The 21,604-nt window shown below is 59.6% G+C and carries 20 protein-coding genes and 2 pseudogenes; 10 read left to right on the top strand and 12 right to left on the bottom strand.

Annotated elements, in window-relative coordinates:
* Positions 1–1,725 (bottom strand): DNA methyltransferase, encoded by a 1,725-nt coding sequence (locus A9K71_RS26075; protein WP_067002820.1) that lies wholly within the window; start codon positions 1,723–1,725, stop codon positions 1–3.
* 239 nt (positions 1,726–1,964) lie between these two features.
* On the opposite strand from A9K71_RS26075, the gene A9K71_RS32965 reads away from it, so the two are divergent.
* From A9K71_RS32965 to A9K71_RS26060, 3 genes are all read left to right on the top strand, one after another.
* On the top strand, positions 1,965–3,518 hold the full coding sequence (locus A9K71_RS32965) for a collagen-like protein (RefSeq protein ID WP_067002818.1): 1,554 nt from the start codon (positions 1,965–1,967) through the stop codon (positions 3,516–3,518).
* A gap of 349 nt (positions 3,519–3,867) precedes the next feature.
* Positions 3,868–4,326, top strand: a complete 459-nt coding sequence (locus tag A9K71_RS26065; protein WP_067002816.1) for a hypothetical protein — start codon at positions 3,868–3,870, stop codon at positions 4,324–4,326.
* A 75-nt stretch (positions 4,327–4,401) separates the two neighbouring features.
* On the top strand, positions 4,402–4,854 hold the full coding sequence (locus tag A9K71_RS26060) for a MucR family transcriptional regulator (protein ID WP_067002814.1): 453 nt from the start codon (positions 4,402–4,404) through the stop codon (positions 4,852–4,854).
* Between the two features lie 22 nt (positions 4,855–4,876).
* On the opposite strand, the gene A9K71_RS30920 is transcribed toward A9K71_RS26060, so the two are convergent.
* Both A9K71_RS30920 and A9K71_RS26055 read right to left on the bottom strand, forming a co-directional pair.
* Positions 4,877–5,245: a nuclear transport factor 2 family protein gene (locus tag A9K71_RS30920; RefSeq protein ID WP_082980719.1), complete on the bottom strand. Its 369-nt coding sequence runs from the start codon at positions 5,243–5,245 to the stop codon at positions 4,877–4,879.
* 69 nt (positions 5,246–5,314) lie between these two features.
* A complete protein-coding gene (locus A9K71_RS26055; protein ID WP_067003255.1) occupies positions 5,315–5,632 on the bottom strand; it encodes a hypothetical protein in 318 nt (105 codons plus the stop codon).
* 267 nt (positions 5,633–5,899) lie between these two features.
* On the opposite strand from A9K71_RS26055, the gene A9K71_RS26050 reads away from it, so the two are divergent.
* On the top strand, positions 5,900–6,133 hold the full coding sequence (locus A9K71_RS26050) for a hypothetical protein (RefSeq protein ID WP_348627037.1): 234 nt from the start codon (positions 5,900–5,902) through the stop codon (positions 6,131–6,133).
* An 87-nt stretch (positions 6,134–6,220) separates the two neighbouring features.
* Here A9K71_RS26050 and A9K71_RS26045 read toward each other — a convergent pair whose 3' ends face one another.
* The 3 genes and pseudogenes from A9K71_RS26045 to A9K71_RS31810 form a co-directional block, all read right to left on the bottom strand.
* The gene (locus A9K71_RS26045) at positions 6,221–7,498 is read right to left on the bottom strand and encodes a PIN-like domain-containing protein (protein WP_067002812.1); all 1,278 of its coding nucleotides are present in this window, start codon (positions 7,496–7,498) and stop codon (positions 6,221–6,223) included.
* A 180-nt stretch (positions 7,499–7,678) separates the two neighbouring features.
* A pseudogene (locus A9K71_RS26040) lies at positions 7,679–8,552 on the bottom strand (RNA ligase family protein).
* A 289-nt stretch (positions 8,553–8,841) separates the two neighbouring features.
* Positions 8,842–9,453 (bottom strand): hypothetical protein, encoded by a 612-nt coding sequence (locus tag A9K71_RS31810; RefSeq protein WP_156752769.1) that lies wholly within the window; start codon positions 9,451–9,453, stop codon positions 8,842–8,844.
* A gap of 152 nt (positions 9,454–9,605) precedes the next feature.
* On the opposite strand from A9K71_RS31810, the gene A9K71_RS26030 reads away from it, so the two are divergent.
* Complete coding sequence (locus A9K71_RS26030; protein ID WP_082980715.1) at positions 9,606–10,436, top strand: excalibur calcium-binding domain-containing protein; 831 nt, start codon at positions 9,606–9,608, stop codon at positions 10,434–10,436.
* Between the two features lie 94 nt (positions 10,437–10,530).
* Positions 10,531–11,406 carry a hypothetical protein gene (locus A9K71_RS31805; protein WP_156752768.1) on the top strand — a complete coding sequence of 292 codons (876 nt, stop codon included), beginning with the start codon at positions 10,531–10,533 and terminating at the stop codon, positions 11,404–11,406.
* 607 nt (positions 11,407–12,013) lie between these two features.
* Here the strand turns inward: A9K71_RS31805 and A9K71_RS26025 are convergent.
* From A9K71_RS26025 to A9K71_RS30905, 3 genes are all read right to left on the bottom strand, one after another.
* A complete protein-coding gene (locus A9K71_RS26025; RefSeq protein WP_067002807.1) occupies positions 12,014–12,340 on the bottom strand; it encodes a hypothetical protein in 327 nt (108 codons plus the stop codon).
* Positions 12,337–12,579, bottom strand: coding sequence for a hypothetical protein (locus A9K71_RS26020; protein WP_067002805.1), 243 nt, complete (start codon positions 12,577–12,579; stop codon positions 12,337–12,339). Before A9K71_RS26020 ends, A9K71_RS26025 begins: the two co-directional genes overlap by 4 nt.
* 93 nt (positions 12,580–12,672) lie before the next feature.
* Positions 12,673–13,032: a hypothetical protein gene (locus A9K71_RS30905; protein WP_082980714.1), complete on the bottom strand. Its 360-nt coding sequence runs from the start codon at positions 13,030–13,032 to the stop codon at positions 12,673–12,675.
* A 961-nt stretch (positions 13,033–13,993) separates the two neighbouring features.
* Between A9K71_RS30905 and A9K71_RS26010 the strand changes: the two genes are divergently transcribed.
* The 3 genes from A9K71_RS26010 (at position 13,994) to A9K71_RS26005 (ending at position 14,824) form a co-directional block, all read left to right on the top strand.
* Positions 13,994–14,185: a hypothetical protein gene (locus A9K71_RS26010; protein WP_067003253.1), complete on the top strand. Its 192-nt coding sequence runs from the start codon at positions 13,994–13,996 to the stop codon at positions 14,183–14,185.
* Between the two features lie 103 nt (positions 14,186–14,288).
* Positions 14,289–14,471: a hypothetical protein gene (locus tag A9K71_RS30900; RefSeq protein WP_082980713.1), complete on the top strand. Its 183-nt coding sequence runs from the start codon at positions 14,289–14,291 to the stop codon at positions 14,469–14,471.
* 125 nt (positions 14,472–14,596) lie between these two features.
* The gene (locus tag A9K71_RS26005) at positions 14,597–14,824 is read left to right on the top strand and encodes a hypothetical protein (protein WP_067002800.1); all 228 of its coding nucleotides are present in this window, start codon (positions 14,597–14,599) and stop codon (positions 14,822–14,824) included.
* 852 nt (positions 14,825–15,676) lie between these two features.
* Here the strand turns inward: A9K71_RS26005 and A9K71_RS30895 are convergent.
* Positions 15,677–16,673: pseudogene (locus tag A9K71_RS30895) on the bottom strand (flavoprotein); the annotation flags it as partial.
* 1,081 nt (positions 16,674–17,754) lie between these two features.
* Here A9K71_RS30895 and A9K71_RS25985 point away from each other — a divergent pair.
* Complete coding sequence (locus tag A9K71_RS25985; protein WP_067003251.1) at positions 17,755–17,964, top strand: cold-shock protein; 210 nt, start codon at positions 17,755–17,757, stop codon at positions 17,962–17,964.
* Positions 17,965–18,419: 455 nt separating this feature from the next.
* Here A9K71_RS25985 and A9K71_RS30885 read toward each other — a convergent pair whose 3' ends face one another.
* Together A9K71_RS30885 and A9K71_RS25970 are read right to left on the bottom strand one after the other, a co-directional pair.
* The gene (locus tag A9K71_RS30885) at positions 18,420–18,725 is read right to left on the bottom strand and encodes a hypothetical protein (protein ID WP_156752767.1); all 306 of its coding nucleotides are present in this window, start codon (positions 18,723–18,725) and stop codon (positions 18,420–18,422) included.
* A 236-nt stretch (positions 18,726–18,961) separates the two neighbouring features.
* On the bottom strand, positions 18,962–21,604 hold a 2,643-nt coding region (locus tag A9K71_RS25970; protein ID WP_067002790.1), incomplete at its 5' end, for a CheR family methyltransferase.

Here is a 21,604-nt window from a genome sequence, read left to right as displayed (position 1 = left end):
CTAGCGGTCAGAGACGATCGAAGCCTGCTTTTTGTCGCGTCCGAACTTCATGAAGCGAGGATCGATAAATTCTCCCCGTATTTGGACTTGGGTGTCGCCCGTGTGCGGAAGAAGCAATTCTAGTTGATCGCGCGATGTCTTTCGACGAACTGGCGTGTGTCGCTCCGGTCGTGGGATTGGGGGCATCTTGGGCGGTCGTCCGTCCAGGATGTCTTCGATCGTGACGACTTGAAGCCGGGGCAGTCGTCCGTGAGCGGACCTGGACACGAAACCCGCTCGGGCGGCCTCCGTCAACATTGGCCCTGTTGGCGTGGCCAAGCAAACCAAGATACCCATTTCGGCTTCTTCGCGCTCAATAACACCCCGAAGATCCCGAACCATCTGCACGCCGATATGTTCGCCACCTTTTACCGAAATGATGATTTGGCCATCACCGTATGGCCCGTTTTTGTAGGCTACTCGACCGTCAATGCCTTGATCCGCGCCCTTCTTCTCGTCGCGTTGATAGCTCTGTGCTCCTAGAAGCCAAGCAGCCCACCATTGGAACTGATGCTTGTCGCGGTGCGCCAATTCCCTGGCGCCGTCCAGAGTGGTTGGCCTTCCATACACCTCATACACAGCGCCCGCTCGCCAGCGCGCCAAGCGCTCCTCGATCAGCGTCACGGCATAGTGCGCAACGTCGATTCCGACCCACTGCCTGCGGAGCTTTTCTGCTGCATCAACCGCGGTGCCGCAGCCACAGAACGGATCTAGGACGACGTCTCCTTCGCGCGACGACGCAACAAGCACTCGCTCGAGCAACGCCAAGGGCTTTTGCGTAGGATAGCCGAGACGTTCCTTTGCCGTCTGGTTCAAGCGGTCAATATCGGTCCAAACATCGCCGACGACTACCTGCCGTTGGGACGCGTCGAAAGGCTTTTCGGCGCGGCGTCGCGGCCAGCCGCCGTTCTTCGGCCAGTGTATCAGGCCCGCCAGGTCCCAAGCCTCCATCTGAATAGCGCTATTTCCCCAATGACGCCCCATCTTCGTCGGATTGAATCCGCGCCAAGGTTGGCCGCTCTCGCCTTGTTTGGTGATGCCGGCCCCGGTCAACTCGTAGGTTTGATACTTCAAGCCGTCCGACCCGGTTATCAGCGTGTGAGGAAGCTTGGCAGCCTCACCAAGAACGCGCTGCGCGTTGAACGTCGCCGACTCCGGACTCGAATACATCAACAGCGTGTCGTGCAGGCGAGGCCACTGGCCTACCGTGCTGCGCGAGTTTGTCCGCTTCCAGATGATCTCGTTGCGGAACCAATCATGGCCGAACGTCGCATCCAGCAGGATCTTGAGATAGTGCGAAGCGGTGGGGTCGCAGTGGAGGTAGATCGAACCCGTGGGCTTCAAGACGCGCTGGAGTTCAACAAATCGCACGGCCATCATGGCGAGATAGGCCATCATGGCGTTTTGGTCGCCAAGCCACCGACGGATGCCCGAAAGCGCTAGTCCCAATTTGCCGTGATTGCGGACATCGTCATATGCAGTCTCAGCAGCGTCGCCCCACCTCCATGTGTCTTTGAAAGCCTCAACCTGTGCATCGGCTTCGCTGTTGGTGGAATTCGATTGAAAGAAGACGTTGTAGTTTGCGTCTGACTTGAAGGGAGGATCCAGATAGATCAGGTCGGCGCTCTCGTCTCGAATCTTGTTACGCAATATGTCGAGATTGTCGCCGTAGAAAAGCTTATTCATCGATGTAGCCCCGTCCACCAGCAGAGGAGTATCGATGAAGATTATTAACGAAGACTGCTATGGAGTGTGACCGGTCAAAGCGCTATATTTGTTGAGCCGGAAAAACCGCAGAACTCGGGCAGCTGCATCACCGCCCCGGCCTCCGGGGCATGTTTCAACCACTTCCCTCTTTCGATCTCATCCATTGAGCGTCCGCCGCGCCGGCGCAGTCGGGGAAGTGCAGTTGCAAGTGATGCAAGATGCCGAATCCCGAAAAACCGCAGATCGAGTTCAGCTACAAGGTTCTGCAGAATTGGTTGCAGGGCGGCACCGCTCTGGACAATGACCTGGCGAACCTTGCCAAGGGCATCGGCGACACGATCGACGCGCTCGCTGACGTCCGGCGCGCCGACGGCGCGCTGAACAACGAGATCGTTACGCCGGACAGCCTTTCACCGGCAGTCCTCGACATGATTCAAGCCGAAGGGCCGACCGGACCAAGTGGCCCGACAGGTCCTACCGGCAGCGTGGGCGCGACAGGGGCCACCGGGCCTGCGGGTGCGACCGGCTCTACCGGAGCGACCGGCCCCATGGGGTCAACCGGCCCGGTCGGCGCGACCGGCCCCGTTGGTGCTGCAGGCGCGGTTGGTGCTACGGGACCGACCGGCATTGGAGTGGCCGGCGCCACGGGCCCGATTGGCGCGACGGGACCGATTGGGGCCACCGGTCCGGTTGGAGCCACGGGACCAATCGGTGCAACGGGGCCAATCGGAGCCACCGGCCCCGCCGGAGCGACAGGGCCGGTAGGCGCGGATGGCGCTGTCGGCCCGGCGGGTCCGACTGGTCCCACAGGCGCCACAGGGCCGGCGGGCAGCGTTGGTGCGACCGGACCGGTTGGCGCGACCGGACCGGCAGGATCCGGCGACTTCAGCGGCCCGCTCTCGTCGGTGGCGGACAACATCGTCACCTTCGCAGGCACGACGGGCAAAGTGGGTAAGGACAGTGGCATCGCGGCCGGCGCCATCGCCACCGGCCCGGCATCCGCTATTTCAGGCAACCTTCCAAGCTTCAACGGCACAGGCGGCAAGGCACTTCAGGACAGCGGCATCGCGGGATCTAGCGTTGCGCTGAAGGGATCAGCCAACACCTTCACGACAAGCCAGACCATCACGCTTGCGGCCGGTCAGGCCATAGGTGTCAACGGCGGTCCTGCCGCCGGCACGCCTGGGCTTACGGTCAACACCGTAAACCCGGCGACCGGCGCCGCGGCCTTCGTCTCGTTCAATCGAACTGGCGCCTACGCCGTCAACTTTGGCCTCGATACGGACAACGCCCTGAAGGTAGGCGGCTGGTCGATGGGGGCGAACGCCTACCGGATTTTCCACGAAGGACTTTCGGGAGCAATTCCCTATGCGGCGCTCGCCTCAGCGGCCCTCGCTTCCAATAGCGAGTTCCAGCTAGGCACGGCCAGCAAGCTCCTCACGGCGTCGGCGCTCAAAGCCACAGTGGCTTACCAGGGGCTGGCGGACGCGGCGACCATCTCTTGGGACATGTCGTTGGGCAACAACGGCTCTGTCGCGCTGACCGGCAATCGCACCCTCGGCAATCCGACCAATGCCAACCCTCTCTTCGGCTTTGTCCTGAAGGTCACAGCCACGACTTCGTCTCGCACGTTGGCGCTGAGCGCCAATTTCGTGCCGGCAACCGGCGTCGAGGCATTCCCGATCACCATAGCCACCACAGAAACTGTGTTTCTCGTCGGCTTCGTCGACACGAGCACCCGGCTCGTCATCACCGGCGTAATCCGCACCTAAAGGGAGATGCTTGACGTGATCGATCTCGCGCCGCCTCCGCTCTGGTTGCCGCCGAAGCCAGCTGTCATTCGCTCGGCTTATGATCTTCATCCGCCGAAGATCGGGATGCTTCCTGGCATCGCGCCGATCTTAGTCGGCGCAGCGCCCCCTGCGGCTCCTGTAGATCATCACCGTCACCCAGGCGCTGACCATTCACCCGGTAGAGACACAAACGGTCACCTGGTCCGGCGTAGCCTTCGGCGCGGCTGCGGCGGACCGGTACATCTTTCTCGCCGTTCCCTATTACGCTCTCGGCACCGCCGGAGCCTCGATCTCCGCCGGAACCATTGGCGGCGTCACAGCCACAATCGTGGCGAGCCCAGGGCGGGGCGGCTCAGCCACCGGCGGCTTCTCGATCGGAGTGGCGATCGTCTATGCCTTGGTGCCGACGGGGACTTCCGGCAGCGTCACGCTGACGCTGGCGACCAACACGACCTTCCGGCCACGAATCTGCGTCTATCGCGTCGTCAATCTTCAGTCGACAACGCCGGTGCAGTTGCTCTCAGCCAACAACATCGACGCCACCGCCCCGCTGAGCCGAAGCGTCTCCGCCACAAAGGACGGGTTCACGATGATCGTCTGCTCAGTCTACGGCAACTCGACCACGCGCACCTTGTCGGGCCTGACACAAGATTACACGGTCTCTCCCGTCGCCTCGATGCAGTTCATCGGCGGCAGCATCGAAAATACCAGTACGGGCACTGTGACGGGCACCGTCACGGGCGGCACGACGGGCAACTGGTGCGTAGCAATGGCTTCGTTCAGGTAGCGTCTTCGCAGTGTTGCGTTGCGACGAAAACCGGCTAAGAGACTTCAGCTATTTTTGCACAATCGGAGATACTGCATGTCGGAAGAGAATGAGAACAGCCGAAGCCAATTGATCGAGCTCACCGCCGACATCGTGTCAGCCTACGTCGGCAACAACCCCGTGCCGGTTGCCTCTCTCCCGGAATTGATCGCGAGCGTAAACTTGTCTCTTTCGAAGATCGATGGATCGGCCAAACCCGAGACGCCGGCCCAGGCGCCCGCAGTCAATCCGAAGCGATCGGTGTTCCCCGACCACGTGGTTTGCCTCGAGGACGGGAAGGAGTTCAAGTCGCTGAAGCGGCATCTGTCGACCGACCACGGCCTGACACCGGACGAATACCGGGCCAAATGGGGTCTGAAGCCGGACTACCCGATGGTAGCGCCTAACTATGCCGCTCAGCGATCTGAGTTGGCCAAAGCCAGCGGGCTCGGTCGGAAGCCGGCGGCCAAGTCGGTGAAGAAGGCGAGCGCGAAGCGGAAGGCCAGCTAACCACCGAATTGCGGCGGGGTCTTCAGCCGACGGCGTCAGTACTGTTCAGACTGCACATCCGGATCAACCAGCCTCCGCCAGCCTGACGCTCAAAGACACTGAGTGAGGTGCCGTTGCCGACTGCCTCCCCTTCCGAGTAGGTGGCCAGTGTCCAGGCAAGATCTCCTGAGCTGCCCGCTTTGATCACTTGAAGGGTTTTGTTGGGCCCGACATGTTGAACCCAAGTGCCGTGCAACGCCTCTATTGCCGCTCGCCCGCGCGCTGGAGGCCCGTAAGGTGAATGCACTTCTGCATCATCGGTAAAAATGGCAGCGCAGCCGGCAGCATCCCCTGATCGGTATGCAGCGACATATAGGTCCCAAATTTCCTGTAGATCATCGAAGATCGACATCGTTTCCTCCTTGCCGATCTGAACTAGGATAGCGACAGCCCATGAATGCGACTAGGTCCATCGGACCAGTCATTCATCCCGCCAGATCACACGCTTCTCCCAACGGATCTGCACCAGGCGCCGGAAGCGGATCGTGTGGGCCTGTTCGCCAGTTGGATGGAATAGCTTCGCGTTCATCCACTCCCGGCTCTTGCACTGCTGGCAGCGGACCTTGTCCCTGACGTCGTCGATCGTGACGTTGCCGATCACCTCGCGCAGCTCGTTCGGTTTGTAGTAACGCGTGACGTTGCAGCGAGCGCAGCGAATGCCCGCCACCTGCCCCGCGTCATGGGCGTGCGTCAGGGTCCACGGGGCGCCTCTCGGCCACTTTTCCGGTTGCTCGGGCATCCACTCGAATTGAGAACATATTCCCATCCGGTCAAGGGGCCGCTTGACTCTTTTGTTCTCATTTCGTTCACTGTTGCCCATGAGCGACGAAATCAGACTGCCGCGACCCGAATACCCCACGCCGGCCGGCGTCCAGCATCACATTTGCGAGCACGACGGCTGCAGCAAGGATGCTGGTTGGGGATTCGCCAAACCGAAGCAGGCGCCGCACTGGTTTTGCTTTGAGCACCGGGCCGATGGAGAGAAATTCCTTTAGGAGCGAGACCGATGTCCCGTCATCAATTCGTGCATGAACTGGAGAGCGCCGCCGACCATATCGCAGACGCTCCGCGGGCCGATTTGCAAGTGCTGTTGCGAAGGGCCGCGCTGCTGCTCAGAAATGTCGGCGGACTCAGTCTCGATCCGAACACCGACGAGGTGCTGAACGGCCTGGCCGCCGAGATGGGCAAGGCTAAGCCGGAATTGGTTGAGACGATCGTCGGCGAGTGGTCTGGTGGCTAACGCCTATCTGCCAGTGCCGCGCCAGCTGGATGAAGAGAGCACCGTGGAAGGCAACGCATGATCACCGCAGCGAGCACGTGGAATTGCTCAGGTTGCGCCCCGACCTTGCGGGTCCCGCAATTGGCGAATCTCCTCGACTCGCTCGCGAAGTTCGCGTGTCGACGCAAGCCGATCCATTACGTTCGGAGCCTCGTTCCAGTACTCCCCATCCCGCAAGAGGTGGACAAGCCTATCGAATAGCGAAATGTTACCAGCACCAATATCGTCATCGCCAGAATAGATAACACTTTGCCGAACTTCAGATTTATATTCGTCAACAAGCCTCTGAAGCTCTGCAGGATCATCCCCCGTAATTTTCTTTTCCGCCCGCGCTGCTGTGGCAGGGCCAATCAAATTTATCAAGGTGGCGATGTTCATTGCGTAGGTTATAACGCTTTCTTCGTGTGCACCAGGTTTTCTCAGGATTTGTTCAGACAAATCTCTGATTCTAGACCTGATTCGCATTGATGACGCCGCCGCAAGGCGCCTGTTCTGGACTCTCTGAATCTCCTGCACGGTGGCATCCGACACAAGAGCGCTGTTGCTTTCACGGACAAGCGCGAGGAAGCGCGCTGGTCTATATGCATAAAACAGCTCGCCGGTGGCGGCGAAGAATTCATATCGAAGCTCTGGCCTTGGCCCTAGTGTCTCGTCGGACGGACCTTTCCACCACCAATCCTCTTTGTTGTCGTCTGTAACAAGCAGCACAGGGACCTTGTCCGACTTGGCTTTCGCGATAATTTCAGCCCAAATCAGGTAGTCTCCCGGTCTTTCGTCCATGTAGCCCGGCGGAATTTTAGCCTTGCGGCGGCGATCAGCCTCCTTGACCCGTAAATCGAACTCAGCTGGCTTTGGCTCTGAAGCTACCTTGCCGTCGAACAGCGCAGCTATAGCCTCGAACGTCCCTACAGGATCGGGCAGCTTGGCTATCGTGGCGTCCACTTCCTTCAGTATCTTGTCAAATAACTCGGGAAGTTGTGCTATCAGAGCGCCGTCTTCCCAAGAGTGATAACGTTTGAAATTATTAAGGGATACGGTGATCTTCCCGTTGCTCGCTTTGAAGTCGGCCTTGAGCTTTTCGTACTCGTCCCGGTTTGATTTTGCCGCGGATCGCCAACGTTCTTGAAATTCTTTACCGACCTGATGGGGCAACCACAGGCGCTTATCGAACGTTTTGAACGCCGCCAACATTTCGTCTCGGGCCTTCGGCATAAGCTTGAACAGGTAAAGCAGGGAATTTGTATCGGGAACCAGAATCGCCTCTTTCCAGAGCCGCTTCCGCTCTTCATCGGTAGGAGTGTAATGGCCAAAAAATACGCTGCGCATAGCACTAGTCATCCTGTCGGACCTCGAAATAGTCGCGCTAGATGTTTGAAGCCTACGCGATGAGATTTTTGTGAGCAATCAGATCGGTGGTGCTGGAACCGAAATCCGGGATTTTTCGGCCGACCTTTCGCGGCGACGCGTGCGGCAACCCGATCACGCAAACAGAAAGAAATAGCGTGGTTATTCCGAAACCCAAAAGTCCTTGAGCGTGGCATGGCGCAGCTTCTGCTCGCCCTTCAGGAACTTCACCCGGCCGATCAGGCCGGGCTTCAGCCATTCGGCCTTTTCCTTCGCCAAGCCCTTCGGCGGCGGAGCGCCGGCCTTTCCTTGCGCGAGATCCCATAGGGTCTGCCGCTTGTCGGCTTTGAAGGTAACGAAGGCGCCGCCCATGTAGCGGCCCTGGTCGGCCATGAGAACCATCGCGGGCTTGCCGCTCTCGCGCTTCACGCCAATGATGTCCATTTCCTTCTCGACGTAGCACTTGATCTTGCGCCAGTTCATCGTCGAGCCACTGCGATAGACGCTGTCTAGCCGCTTCGAAACGATGCCCTCCAAGCCCGCCTCGCACGCGAGAGGGTAGACGGCGTCGCCAGTGCCTGGCAGCGCTTCGCTGAACTGGATATGTCCGCCGACGGGGATGAGCGCCTGCAGGATATCGCGCCGGTCCCTCAGAGCCATGTCGCGCAGATCGTGACCGTTGAGGTGCAGTAGATCGAAAGCAACAAAATAGAGATCCTGCGGGCGCCTGGTGATCGCCGAGCGCAGCGCATGGAAGTCGGATAGCCCCGGCTTCGTTGGTCACGATCGTTTCGCCTTCAATAATGAAACTTTCCGCCTCGAGCGCTCCGGCTTCCTCCGCCAGCGCGCGATATCTGGCCGTCCAATCAATCCCCGTTTTCGTGTAGAGGCGGATGCCGTCGGCGTCCTTAATGACCTGGGTGCGATATCCGTCGAATTTGACTTCGTGGCTCCAGCCATCGCCCATTGGCGGCTGCTCGACGAGCTCGGGCTCCATCGGACGGATGAACTTCAGCCGGTCGCCGGCGTTACGCATACACAATACCCCAACCGCGATTTAAACAGCGGCCAGCCCGGAGGTTCCGTGCATTTTAGCGAAACTGTATGTAGGAGCGGTTATGAAGTTTGAGCTAGCTGACTGTGAGGCCGCACTTGGTCTTATTAGGATATCGATCGAGGAGACCTGTCCGGCCGGCGTTCTCCGGAGTCGAGAGCTCGTGAACGGAATCTACGGGCCAGCGCCGGTCCACGAGGCCGCTAAGTTGGCCGCCTCAAGGGAACCGCCTGCGCGTCCCGGAGTGATGCGCAGGCGGCAAAGCCGATCGCTACACGGTGACCACGAGGCTCGCGATTCTGGTGAACTCAACTATGCCTTTTCTGCCGGGAACCCCGGACCATGAGGCGCCGGGCGGCCTCCTAACGACATGGGTCGCCACATCAGAAGCACGACCGCAGACCATTAGCTGCCCTCGCCCACCCGCGGCGGGAGCTCCAGGCAGGCCACCCTCGTCAAGGATCTTGACGTCGCCAAGTGAGACACCATCGCCAAGTCGTCGATATGCAACAAGGAAACTACCCCCATCGCCGCCGTTCGTGCCTGGGGTTGCAGGGACACCCTCCTCGGAGGGGTTTTTTGTCGCCACAGCCAATACCCAATTCCAGTGTGCACGATCTTGGTCTTCCGGAGGCCCGCTGATCCAATCCGGCCTATCGGGACCACCGGGGATTCCGTCGATCCCATTAGATCCCCGAACGTCGATCGTAAGCGCGCCGTCCACAATGAGCCGTTCGCATTCGATCTGAACGATTGCGGCGTTGGTGACCTTGATGGTAGCTCCAGCTAAAAATCTCAACGTTCCCGTTTTTATAAGCTTTGACTCAGAAAATACGGTGTTTCCGAGGTCGACCGACGCAAACAAGTCCTCTCTGGTGTCCATAGTAGTGCTCCCCCTTGCGAACAACACAGAACGGTTATCGTTTCCATTCATAGGACGCAAGCTCTTCTGAATCTACGGTCAGCAATTCAACTGCCGGCAATCTACTGGACAGAGGCCTATATTTGGCCCATGCTCTGAGCGGGGAACAGGGCTTGGACAGATCACGGCACGACAATCGATCCGACCAGTGGCGCAAGCGCGGCGGCGCAAAGCGTTCACGCGCGTTGCGTTGGGCAAGTGTACCGCGTCGCCTGATCTTCGTAACGGTAGCCGCGGCCGCGGCGCTGGCCGCGCAAACAGCAATTCACCACAGCGACACCCTGCCGGAGCTCAACCTCTCGAACTTGCTCGCGCCGAAGCCGCAACCAATCATCGGCGTTCCTTCTGTCATCGACGGTGACACGATCGAGGTTCATGGGCAGCGGATCCGCTTCAACGGCATCGACGCGCCAGAGAGCAAGCAATATTGCGACGACGCCAAGGGCTTCGAATATCCCTGCGGCCGGCGATCGGCCGAAGCGCTGGATAGCTTCCTGGCTGCCTCGAGGCCGGTGCAGTGCTCGTTCGTGACCTGGGATCGCTATCACCGCTACGTGGGCGACTGCCGGCGCGCCGACGGCGCCAGCGTGGCGGCATGGATGGTCGAGCATGGCCAGGCGCTCGATTGGCCGCGCTATAGCCATGGTGCCTATGCGGCGCAGCAGGCGAAGGCGGAAGCAGCTAAAGCCGGTTTGTGGGTTGGGAAGTTTGAGGCGCCGTGGGACTGGCGCGCGTCACACGCCGACGGAGCGGCACCGCCGAGCCAGCCGCTCGGCATCGTCAGCCGCAAGCTGGTCGCGCAGAGCGGCTATTCGTGCGAGCCGCGGCGGACGTGCAAGCAGATAAGTTCCTGCGACGAGGCCCAATGGTATCTGCAGAACTGCTCATGGGGCAGCAAGCTGGACCGGGACGGCGACGGCCTGGGGTGTGAGACGCTATGCTGATGGAAGCTGGCCAGGAAGCGTTCGCGTGGGCCGCCACGCACCAATTGCGAAATATCAGATCCTGTGCAATTCTTCCGTGTAGGGGAGAGTGGAAATGTTCCGGCAAGGTCTATTTTTCGGAATCGACGCACCCGCAAAGAGGCGCTACAGTTCTCTCTGTGTTTTCGGCAAACGCGTCTTTCCCCTAATCGCCACTTTGGCCGGAATGACCTCGCTGGCAGCTGCAGGGGATTTTGACGTGCAGCTGATGCTGCCGGATGCGAACGTTTCAAGTCGGCCGGTCATAGAATTCAGAGCGAGGAAAGCAACAACAGATCCGGTCTCACCGGGCCACGCTTACATTCTTCTAGGGCGCGAATTGGATAATGGCCTTCGAGTTTATAACACGGTCGCCGGCTTCTATCCAGATGACAGTAGAAGAGCCGCACCGTTCATGCAGATTTTTTCGACGAAAGGTAAGGTCAGTCAGAAACTCGAAGACGCTAAATCAGAGATCACGCTCTCGACGTACATAACGCCAATTGAAGAGCAAAAGGTGGTCTCCATTCTCAAAAGCTATGACACTAAGAATTATTCCTTGGCCACTCGCAACTGCGTTACGATGACCAAAGAGGTTGCAACGGCGGTCGGCCTGTCGATGCCTGCGGGCCCGGGGAATGCCGTTCCGCAGGTTTTTCTGCAGTCCCTAATTGACGCAAACCGGAGTAAAGCACCAGTTCCGGGGCCTGCGCCCCAAGATATCCCACCGGTTCCTAACGCCCCGGGACCACCTGCTAACAACGCCGTTGAAGCTGGGCGACTGACGATCGACTTGACTAGTCCGCCTGCCCCGATTGTTCCACCTCTTGTCACGCCTCCCGGGCTGCCACCGGACATGCTGCCTGCTCCTCCTCCGATGCAGCCACCTGCTCCGCCGCCGCCCATTCTGCCGCCGGTTCGGCCCCCGGTTTTGATGCCTCCGCCCAACTAATGGAAGGTTTCAGCAATGGATCGTCTGGTTGTCTATGGCGCTATCCTGCTTGCAACCGCAGCCTGCCCGGGCGCAGCCCAATCGGCCGAGCAACACCATTTGGCGTGTGTTACTCAATGGGGTGCATCATGCGGAAACACAGATGCATTCTTCCACTGCGGAGCATCACTCCAGGGTATAGGAGAAACAATTTGCTCCATTCACACAGACCGCGGAACCCAGCGTTATCCTTTCACGGCGAAGGTCATCAAGGACGTAGCAGGGGGAGAGTGCGGGTTAGCAACTGTCGACGTCGTATGCCACGGCCTACCCGACGACTCAGCACCCACTTGGCATTATGACAACTGCCAGGCTGGCCGACGGCTTATGTGTCCTGACAAATACCGCTTTTTCGATTGTGGCCCAACACCGAACCAAATAGCGCAATCCTATTGTTCCGCTTCCAGTTCACCCTACCAAGTTTTTAGCTATCATACCGCTGGGGGCGGGCGCTGCGGCAAAAGCCTTTATGCCGTCGCATGCCACATGCCTCGTTGAAAGAGTCTCGAGGGTTGCGGCAACTCGGCCTGTCAGATGTCGGGCGGTAGGGCTTAGGGGAAGGCGAGCGTCATGACTGGCCTGCCGGTGTTTCGGGAGCGCCAGCGATGGATGACCGCGGGGCGATCCTCTCCTTGCGGCGCTCGCTGTTGCGAAAGTTGAGGGACAGCATGCTTTTGGTCGCTTCCGAACGGCTGAGCCCGATCATGAAGGCGCCGTCCACATATGCCGGGATGCCAGTGAAGACGTGATAAACCGTCCAGGAACGATCGGGTTCGACCCGGCGGCCATATTGGCGGTCCCTAAAGGCGCATGCCTGCGCGCCGGCTGCATTTTCCTGGCCTGGACGAGCCGAGGGTTCGCGAGCGGCATCGGTGCGGTGGTTGCTCGCGTTCATGGTGGCGACCCTTTGTCTGTCCCCGCCTGCGCGGCAATGACGCCGGAGTAGATCGTCGTCCCGTCGGCGTCGGCAATTGCGACCGCATCTGGCCACTGCGGCATGTTCAGTGTCCTCGCCAGAAGCCGCGCGATCTCGATCGCCGCGTCGAGGTCGGCCGCGTCCACGGTCTCACGGCCGACGACGGCGTGCGCGTCGTCGGCAACGCGCGTGCGATAGAATTCGATCACGACCTTCATCCGAGCCCGTCGCGCGCAAACATCCTGCCGTCAGCCCTTGCTCTTGCTTTGGGTGTGGATGCCGCTCGCGCCTTGATTTGGCCGAAGGCGCTCTCAGGCTTCACCGGAAGCTTTTCCTGCTTCGGCTTCTTGATCTCTCTGTTCGAGCGTTTCTGTCCCTTGGCCATGTCCGAACGTCCTTTCGATGAGCCTTATGCCGCCGTGCGATACTTCGGCGACCGGTTCCAGCCTGTCCTCCGTGACCACCCGCTCGTGCGGTTCGGCGTCGCTGCGGATGCGATATTGCGGCGAGTTTCCCCTCGGAGGCAGGGCACGAGTGACACGGTAGATTTCGCCGGTCTTTGGACCGACGCCGAGACCGCCCTTCAACCGGACCGCCTGTCCGATGTCAAAAAGGCGTGCCGGGGCTCCGTGCTGGATGGCTCGTGCGTTGCGTTGCATGAGGCTGGTCATGGTTGTCTCCGGTCCTTGTCGAGCGCCGCCTCGAGTAAGGCCGGCTCAATCTGCACCAATTTTTCCTTGGACCCCCGCGCAGAGATCGCTGGTGAACGCGGCCACGCGGCGCCATGCAGTGCGCGAAGCGCCTTCGAGAGACTCCTCAGCGAGGCGTATGAAGGTCGGCGTGGTGCGAGTGGTCACTTGCGGCTTTCTGCGGAAACGCGCACATGAGCCTTCCGCTTCAATTCCAGCCCAAGCCGCGAAACAATGTCCGATGTCGCCGGTACATCCGTGGTCAGCGGCGCAGGCATCATTTCAGGCTTTCAAACGAAGCGACATGCCGCGCCGGGAGCGGCGCAATGCATTCACTATCGACAATTCGGAGGCAAGTGGCGAGGCTTGACTGACGAATGCCACTTCGACCAAATCAACGAATTTTATATATGCGCCCCCATTGCGCCGTTAACAAGGTGGTCGCGGCGTTTTATTTCTCGTTGCCAAATAACAAAGCGAAATACAGGGTCAAGAAATCGGCACGAATTCACGTCATCCAGCGCGATATTTTCCGAGTCTCGCAATTATTCCGACCGATAATTTAGCGGGCCCGACAAATAATTTCGGTGATCCTATCTATCGCGAGGCAATCTGTTTATAGAAGGGTATGCGCACCCGTTCCGCGACAAGAAAGAAGTGCCCTTGGAGGATGGTCGCCCGACAACCGCGCCAACCGAGAAGCCTGGCATTTTGAGCACCGCCATCAAGGGGGCGTTACCTGTCCCGACGGGGCGGGCTAGTGCGAATAGGCATGGAGACTGTGGCGAAACGCATGGGTGTGGCGCTCTCTTCATACGGTCCACTCGCCTTAAGGGCGTGTGTCGCGCTCCGGATTGTCGCTGTGCTGGCCTCGGTTTTTATTATCTTAAAAGCCTGAACTGGTCGGCATTTGTCGAGAGGCGAAAACGAGAAGGATGCGAGCATGGCGAACCGCTACGCGCTCAGGATGGACGAGCCGAACAGCTGGACCGTTTTCGATATCTTCACCGGCCAACCTGCCGAGTTCGAGAAGAAGATGATGGTCGGCATTAAGACGCGCCGGGCGGAAAAGATTGTTGGGGAACTGAATATTCAGGACGCCAAGCGGCGGGAAGAGGCCGGCCGGGAATCCTGATTGGCAAGCCCATAATGCGGTTCAGGGCTCCTGGCCCGGCCATGCGGATAATCGCCGAATGTCGACTGCCCCTGCACTCATTTCACTTGAAAGGATAAGACCCATGAGAACCATGAAAATACCGGATGCACCGCCGCTCGTGATCGTCGCGGTCGCCACGTCACCCAAGATCATCTCAGCTCGGTTGACGATTAGAACCGACGAAGCAGCAAGGCGCAGGATCGCTGACACTGACGGCACTCTGAGGCGGGCACGCGAACTCGCGGAACGCAATCGCCTGATTTGAACCAGCCCTTCATTGGCCCAAGATGTCTACCGCAACAGCCGCCCTGGTGATTAGCGCCTCAAACTGCAATCCCGGCGAGGCAAGGTTGGGGTTTGGGGGATTGGATAACCGGTGGGATAGTGACAATGGCAACTCTCGAATTGATAACCGTTGAGGAGCGGCCCGGTGGCCAGCTTCTATTTAATGTTCGCGTGACCTCCACCGGCGGCAAAATAGAACTGCCGATCGCCATTGAGGGCCAAGGATCTGTCGCTTCGAATGAAACGACGGTTCTTCAGTTCGCGCTTGGTTTTGCCAAAGACCTAGAGGCTTCGGTCCGGCTTCGCCTTGGAGTGGAAAATAGCGGTCTCTAGCAGCGACGAGTCACAGTGCCAATGCATCATCGGCGAGACCGTGGCCGTCCGGTAACGTCGCCTGTCGCTTTTCTGTCCCCAGCAGCGGCTTCCACGATTAACGCCGACCGAAGCCTTGACCCTGCTTTAATTCCCACGCCAAGGCGTGGCTGAATACCTAGCCGCGCGAGTTTCTTCGCTGCGCCCTTAACTTCGTCTCTGTGCATCGCCGCCTTTTGAGCAGCGAAGTCTGCTTACGGCTGCCGGGCAAGCTGGCTCCAATGGCCGGATGCGGGCGCATTGCAGCAACAGTTGGGGCCGGAAGCGGAAAGACCCGTTTAAGATCGCACTCGGTGTTATCCAATCTGGACAGCAGAACGTCGTCGCATGATGAGCCAGCCTAGGAGCAGCGCTAGCAAAAGGTTCGCCAGAGCGAGACTTGCTAGCGCAGCCAACATGCTTTGGGCACCCGAATGTTCCAACAACAAAGCGCCGACCGAAGGAGCCGCCGCCTGCGCTATGAGACTTGGGACGGCAAGACGGCCCATGAGCTTCGCGTAACCTGATGGCCCGAACAGCGCTAACGGGAGAGTTCCTCGTGCAATCGACTCCAACCCGATGCCGGCGCCGTAGAATGCGAGCGCAACCGGGATGTATGGCAGGCCAGCCCACAGTGCCGAGACGCCGATCGCCACGAAAGTCACAGATGCATATTTGGTCCAGATAGGATGATGCTGCCGCTAGGCTGATCTGGCCCACGCCTATTGCGACGGGACGCGATAGTACGACGATCCCAGGCCATGATCTGCGTCAGGCCAAGTACCGTCATGATCCCGGCGCGCTTTGGCGCGCCGATCGCGCTTGGCTGCGAATTCATGCGGCGACGCCGCACCCGCAGCCGCTCCTGCCACCGGCTTTCGCTTCGGCGTCGGCAACGCAACAGGCATCAGCTCCTATCGGAGCTGGGCCGCCACAACAGCCTTTCGAGGCGGCCGAGATCGAAGTGATCGATCTCGTGGTTGTGCAGACCCCGGTCTCCGGAAGGGTCAGATGCACCGCGTCAGCGGACACCAGGTCCCCGGCAATTGCCGCCGCCACCAAGCGCACCTGTTCATAGCCTGTCACAGCAGGAAGGTCGGAGCCCTGCCATAGCTCTTGATGCCGACGGTGTAGAAGCCGGGCTCGGGATGGCTGAGCTCGCGGTGACCGTGCGGTGGAACATCGCCGCAAGAGTGCTCATTTGGGTCGATAAGCGGTCCCAGCGCTTTGACGCCTTCGAGCCACGGATCAAGGTCAAGCCGAAGTTCTCCGGTAATCGACAAGTCCGGGCGCTGACCGGTCCCCGCGACGATCCTGTCGACGGGACCAACCGTTCGCACGCCATCCGCCGACACCCCTTCCACCACCAGACGACCGTCGACATCGCGAATAGCCGTTGTTGCAAAGCCAGTGATCAGCTGAACGCGGCCGCTCTCAACGAGATCTCTGGCATCCGATCCGAGCTCGCCCCGCGCCGGCAAGGCATCAAGGTCGCCGCCACCGTAGATGCGGACAAGGTCAGTGCCACGCGTCAGCCATGTCCCTGGTTCCGTCTCTGCAAGTTCGGCCAACTCCAGCAGCGCATTGGCGGCGGAGTGACCAGAACCCGCAACTAATGTCGTGCGGCCTGCATAAAGATGGCTGTCCTTCCCGAGGATATTCGGTATGCGTAGGCAATCCGGCTGCCGAGTTCCGCTTCGCCCTCGGCTGGTATGCCGCCGGCGCCGAGCGGATTCGGCGACTGCCATGTGCCCAATGCATCGATCACTGCACGCGCCCTATCTCGACGTCTTCCGGCGGCAGTCTCGGCCACGAGCATAAACGGCTTGCCCTCCATCGCCAGAACCGGGCACCGTGGTCGCCACGTTGAAACCAACTGATTTTCTGTCTCTATCCTGTCAGAAACCGTTACGGTTCAGGCACCTTTGATGGGCGGATGCTGCATCTTGCGGGAAATGGCCCATCACTCTGGAGCTCCTGAAAGGCGATGAGGGTTCATTTCAGGCGCAGGTCAAGAAATTGAACGAGCGTGCTGGTCAAATCCACGCGGGTTGAGGGCAAGCGGTGGCCCTGGTTGTTTCAATGACGGCGCTTGAGAAAACGGGCTTCTCGCAACAATGAGGCCCAGTCACTGCCAATCAACTTAATCAAGTCTCTCGCTTGGTCCTCTGAAATGCCTGTTTCCTTGGCCAGTCGTCGAATGAGCATTTCGATATCGGCCTCGTCCCGAGCGGTCGATCTATCCTCACGACCCATGAGCAATACCTTTCAACCATCTCTTGGACGCTGCTTCACGCCCTAAAATTGACCGCTCCTTGTTAACGCGCCAGCACCGGTTGGTTCTGGAGAGCTTTCGTTGTGAGAACGCAAATGGCAAGGAGTTAGGCCTAGCATTCCCGGATTCGACGCTCCCATACTTTTGGCGACCGTGAGCTTCCACAACGCTCCCCGCCCGGGACCGGGCGGTCTCTTGCGTCCAGCTGCATAATTCGCCCCGACCGTGCATCACGTTGGCAAAGGCCCGTGGCATCACCGAGGACAGCTACGTTCATTATTGCGCCGAGCACCGAGTGCGGCCCCTATAAATAGGATCAGCCCGAAACCCTCCGGACTTCCGAATTCTAATCAGGCTTTTTTTATGCCAAATGCTTTTGAAAATAACAGCCGTCATTCGTTCAAAACGGCACTGCATTCCGCCTTTGTTGGCGCCCGACAGGCTGCCCTTAAATGTCGATAGTGAGCGGAGCGCCTTGCGTAGAAGGCAATTCACGCCTATATCGTCACTATCGATGTTTGCTGTTGAATTTGTTTCTGCGCTCTGGCGCCCGACGATCTTCCCTCAAAATCGATCAATATGACGTTTGGCATGTCGCCAGACGCGAATTTCTATGCCGATTCGAAAGGAAATCGCCATGAATACTGGAACCGTAAAGTTCTTCAACACGACCACGGGCTTCGGCTTTATCGCTCCTGAAACGGGCGGCGCAGACGTGTTTGTCCATATCTCCGCTGTAGAGCGCGCCGGTATGCGCACAATCGTTGAAGGCCAAAAACTGACCTTCGATGTCGTGCAGGACCGCCGTAACGGCAAGAGCGCGGCCGAGAATCTTCAGGCCGCCTAAAGAAATTGCTTCTGGCCTTGACAACGGATGTACTGGCAATGGCCGTCGAAGCGTTTTGGAAGGTCGGGCTCGCCCGGCCTTTTTGATTTTAAGGATGATCTACGATGTATAGTGCGATTGCAGAAGCCGCGTTTAAGCCCAAGCCGACCGTAAGGGAAAGCAAGGGCGACGCGACCACACAAGCTGCCCGAGACATAATGGACAAAGAGACCGCAGATCGCGAGTCAAAGACACAGCGACTCAAGCTGGCGCGCCTCGCCAAAGAAGCTGCCGAGCCTGTCGCTGCGCCAAAACCGAAACGCGTTTTGGCCCGAGGCGTGCGTCGCCGGACGTGACCTGATAACATCGGCAGTTAACTGTTCGGTTACTTGCTAATTTCTCCACCTATCTCTCCATACCCCGATATTAGCGCGGCGAGGGTCATGCTGGTACAGCGTACATACATGCCTCAAGCCCTAGTGCTGATCCCGCTCAGCGCTGGGGCTTTTCGATTCAGCCTGACCTGATATCAGTTCCCAGTGGGCGACGTGCTCCGCTTGCGTTTTCATGAACTTGCGCAGGAATTCTTCGGCCTCCTCTGTCGGATGCCCGTCCCGTGCAAGCTTTTCTATGAGAGCGCGCTGGCGGGCGATTATTGCCTCGCCTTCGACGAGTGCCGCAGCGAAGTCTCGCCGTTGGCTCTCGGGGAGTTTTTTGTCCTTGTGAAACGCTGATTTTAGGATTTCGGCATCCATTGCCGACAAGGATTTTGAATTCGCCATGTTGCCCTCATTGCGGGGGCGAAGACCATTCCCCGCGAACGAGCGGAGTATATGTCTACACGATTAATTTCGCGAGTCCTTATGAAGAGGAAGCGTCGTACCGGCTGTCCTGATTATATTCCTATCGCACAACCAGATGCTGCCGGGTCGACTTGGCTTTTGAGCCCTGCGGAGTTTGGGCCATGTCCGCGCAGTCCGCTATAAACGCGCCAAGTCGGCTAATGGAGCGCTCTTGTTCATGCGTAGCCGGGCAGCGGCTCGAAGGCTTCGGTTCGGGCAAGGGGGATTTCAAGCAGGCACTCCAGGCCGGTGGGCCGGAAGTTCATTTCGACACTCCCCCTCAGCTCGTACTCCAAACTCTGCTGGATGAAAGTGGTTCCAAAATTTCTGCGGGATGGCTCTTCCACGGCCGGACCGCCGAGTTCCTTCCAGCTGATCGAAAGCATGCCCGGCTTCACCACGTTCCAGGAGACCTCGACGCGTCCGGTCTCGGCGGAAAGCGCCCCATATTTGGCGGCGTTGCTGGCAAGCTCGAAGAACACCATACCGAGTGCCGCCGCCGTTGCCGCATCGAGGTGGAACGGCCGGCCGTGAACGACTAGGTTCTGGTGTCCCGTGCTGTTGTAGGGAGAAAACGTCGCCCTGAGCAACTGCTCGAGGTCGGCGTCGCCCCAATTGTGAGACGACAGGACCTCATGCGTGCGCGCCATCGCGTGTAGTCGCTCATGAAATGATGTCGCGAATTCGCCCATCGTGCTTGACGAGCGGATCATGCGCGCCGCCAGCGCGGTGATCGTGGTGAGGATGTTCTTCACGCGATGCTGCAACTCATGCAGCAGCCTCTCCTGAGCGCGCTCGGCTTCCTTGTGGTTCGAGACGTCGACCAGGGCTGCGATCGCGCCGCGCACCCTGCCGGTTTCGTCGAACAGCGGATTGGCCGACATCATCACGTCGATGCTCGAGCCGTCCGTCCGCGCGATCCGCGCTTCATAGCCGGGCACGGCCTTGCCCGTTCGCATTGCCTTCTGCAAGGGCTGGTCGTCCGCTTCCACCGCGGCGCCGTTGATCATCAGTGGGAGCCCGGCCGGCACCGTGGTCAGCTTGCCGTCCGCGGCGAGACGGCCGGCGAGTTCGGCCGCGTGGCGATTGGCGCGGATGGCGTCGCCGTCGCCGTCTTCGGCGATGAAGATGCCGACAGGCACAAGGTCCACCACGGTCTCCAGGCTTTCGAGGCGGTTGCGCAGGTCGTGCGACAGCGCACCGATTTTTTCTTCCGCCAGCGAAACCCGGGTGACATCGACGAAGGTGACGACGACTCCGGCGATGACATTGTCGACCGTGCGGTAGGGCATCACGCGCATGATATAACGCTTGCCGCTTTCCGTGCCTTGAACCGGCCTTTCTGCTGTTCCCAGCCGCTGCAGCACCTGCTCCATATCGGGCTGCAGCCCGTCGGCGGCAAAGCGCGGCCGCACATGAGCGAGCGGCCGGCCGACATCGCTTTCGACCAGCCTGAACAGATCGCGCGCTGCCGGCGTGAAGCTCTTGATGCGAAGGTCGCGGTCCACAAACACCGTCGCGATCTGTGTGCTTTCGAGAAGGTTGGACATGTCGTTGTTGGCGCGAGTGAGCTCGTCGACGCGGATGTTGAGCTCGGCATTGATGGTCTGCAGTTCCTCGTTGATCGATTGCAGCTCTTCCTTCGAGGTCTCCAGTTCCTCGTTGGACGACTGCAGCTCCTCGTTGATGGAAGACAGCTCCTCGTTGGAGGATTTCAACTCCTCGTTGGAGGATTCCAACTCTTCTGTCGTGGTCTGCAGCCGCTCCCTGGTTTCCTGGAGCTCCTTTTCGAGCTGACTGACGTTGGCGCTTTCGACATCGTCGGTCGTGTGGACGGTCTCGTCCTCTGCCTCCGCCTTGATCCCGCCGATATCGCGGAAGACCAGCATATAGAGCGGATCGGAATTGCCCTCGACCGGCAGCGGCTGCACGGCCAGGCTGATCGTCTGGCGCCCGCCATTGGTGCCGACGGCAATGTTGTTCTGGACCGCCACCTGTCCGGTGCTGACGGCCTTGTGGAGCGCAGCGCGCAAATCCATGCGCAGCCCGCGACGGGCCATGGAGAAGACGTTGTGGTCAGGCGCGCCGGCGGCAAGTTCCAGATATTTGCCTGTCCCGCCCGAGCTGTGCATCAATTCGCCGGCGGCGTTGACGACCACATAGGCCGGCGCATAGCGCTCGACCAGGAAGCGTTCGGCAATCTCTTGCAGGCTTCCTGTGGTTGCCCGCGAGCGCGCGCTAGGAACAGCCTGCCTGGCCGCAGCGGCAAGCGGGAATTCCGGCAGGCGTTGCGCAGCGACCCCACCGCGCTTCTGGAAGATGCGGCTCGCTTTGTTGATGGTCGAGAACAGGCGCACATGGCGCGTGACGTTCTCGGACGAGCCGAGGAAGAGATATCCGTTATTGCGCAGCGCATAATGGAAGATCGGGATGATCTTCTCCTGCAACTCCGGCCCCATATAGATCAAAAGGTTGCGGCAGGCGATGAGGTCGAGCTTGGAAAACGGCGGGTCGCGCAACAGATTGTGCGCCGAGAACAGGCAGGCTTCCCGCAACTCGGCGGAAACGCGGTAGGTGCCGTCCTCGCGCGAGAAGAACTCCTTTAGCCGCTTCGGCGTGATGTCGCTTGCGACGGTCGCCGGATAGCGGCCGGCGCGCGCCACTTCCAGCGCGCGCTCGTCGATGTCGGTGGCGAAGATCTGCAGGTTGGGAGAAGCGGCGCCGCGCGGCGCGTTCTCCTTCAGAAGCATAGCGATCGAATAGGCTTCCTCTCCGGTGGCACAGCCAGGCACCCACACCCTGATCGTCTCGTCGGGCTT

This window comes from Mesorhizobium sp. WSM3873 (assembly GCF_001672445.1).
Classification (GTDB): domain Bacteria; phylum Pseudomonadota; class Alphaproteobacteria; order Rhizobiales; family Rhizobiaceae; genus Mesorhizobium.
Note: the sequence above shows the minus strand (reverse complement) of the source record. Positions and strands in the feature narration are given on the sequence as shown.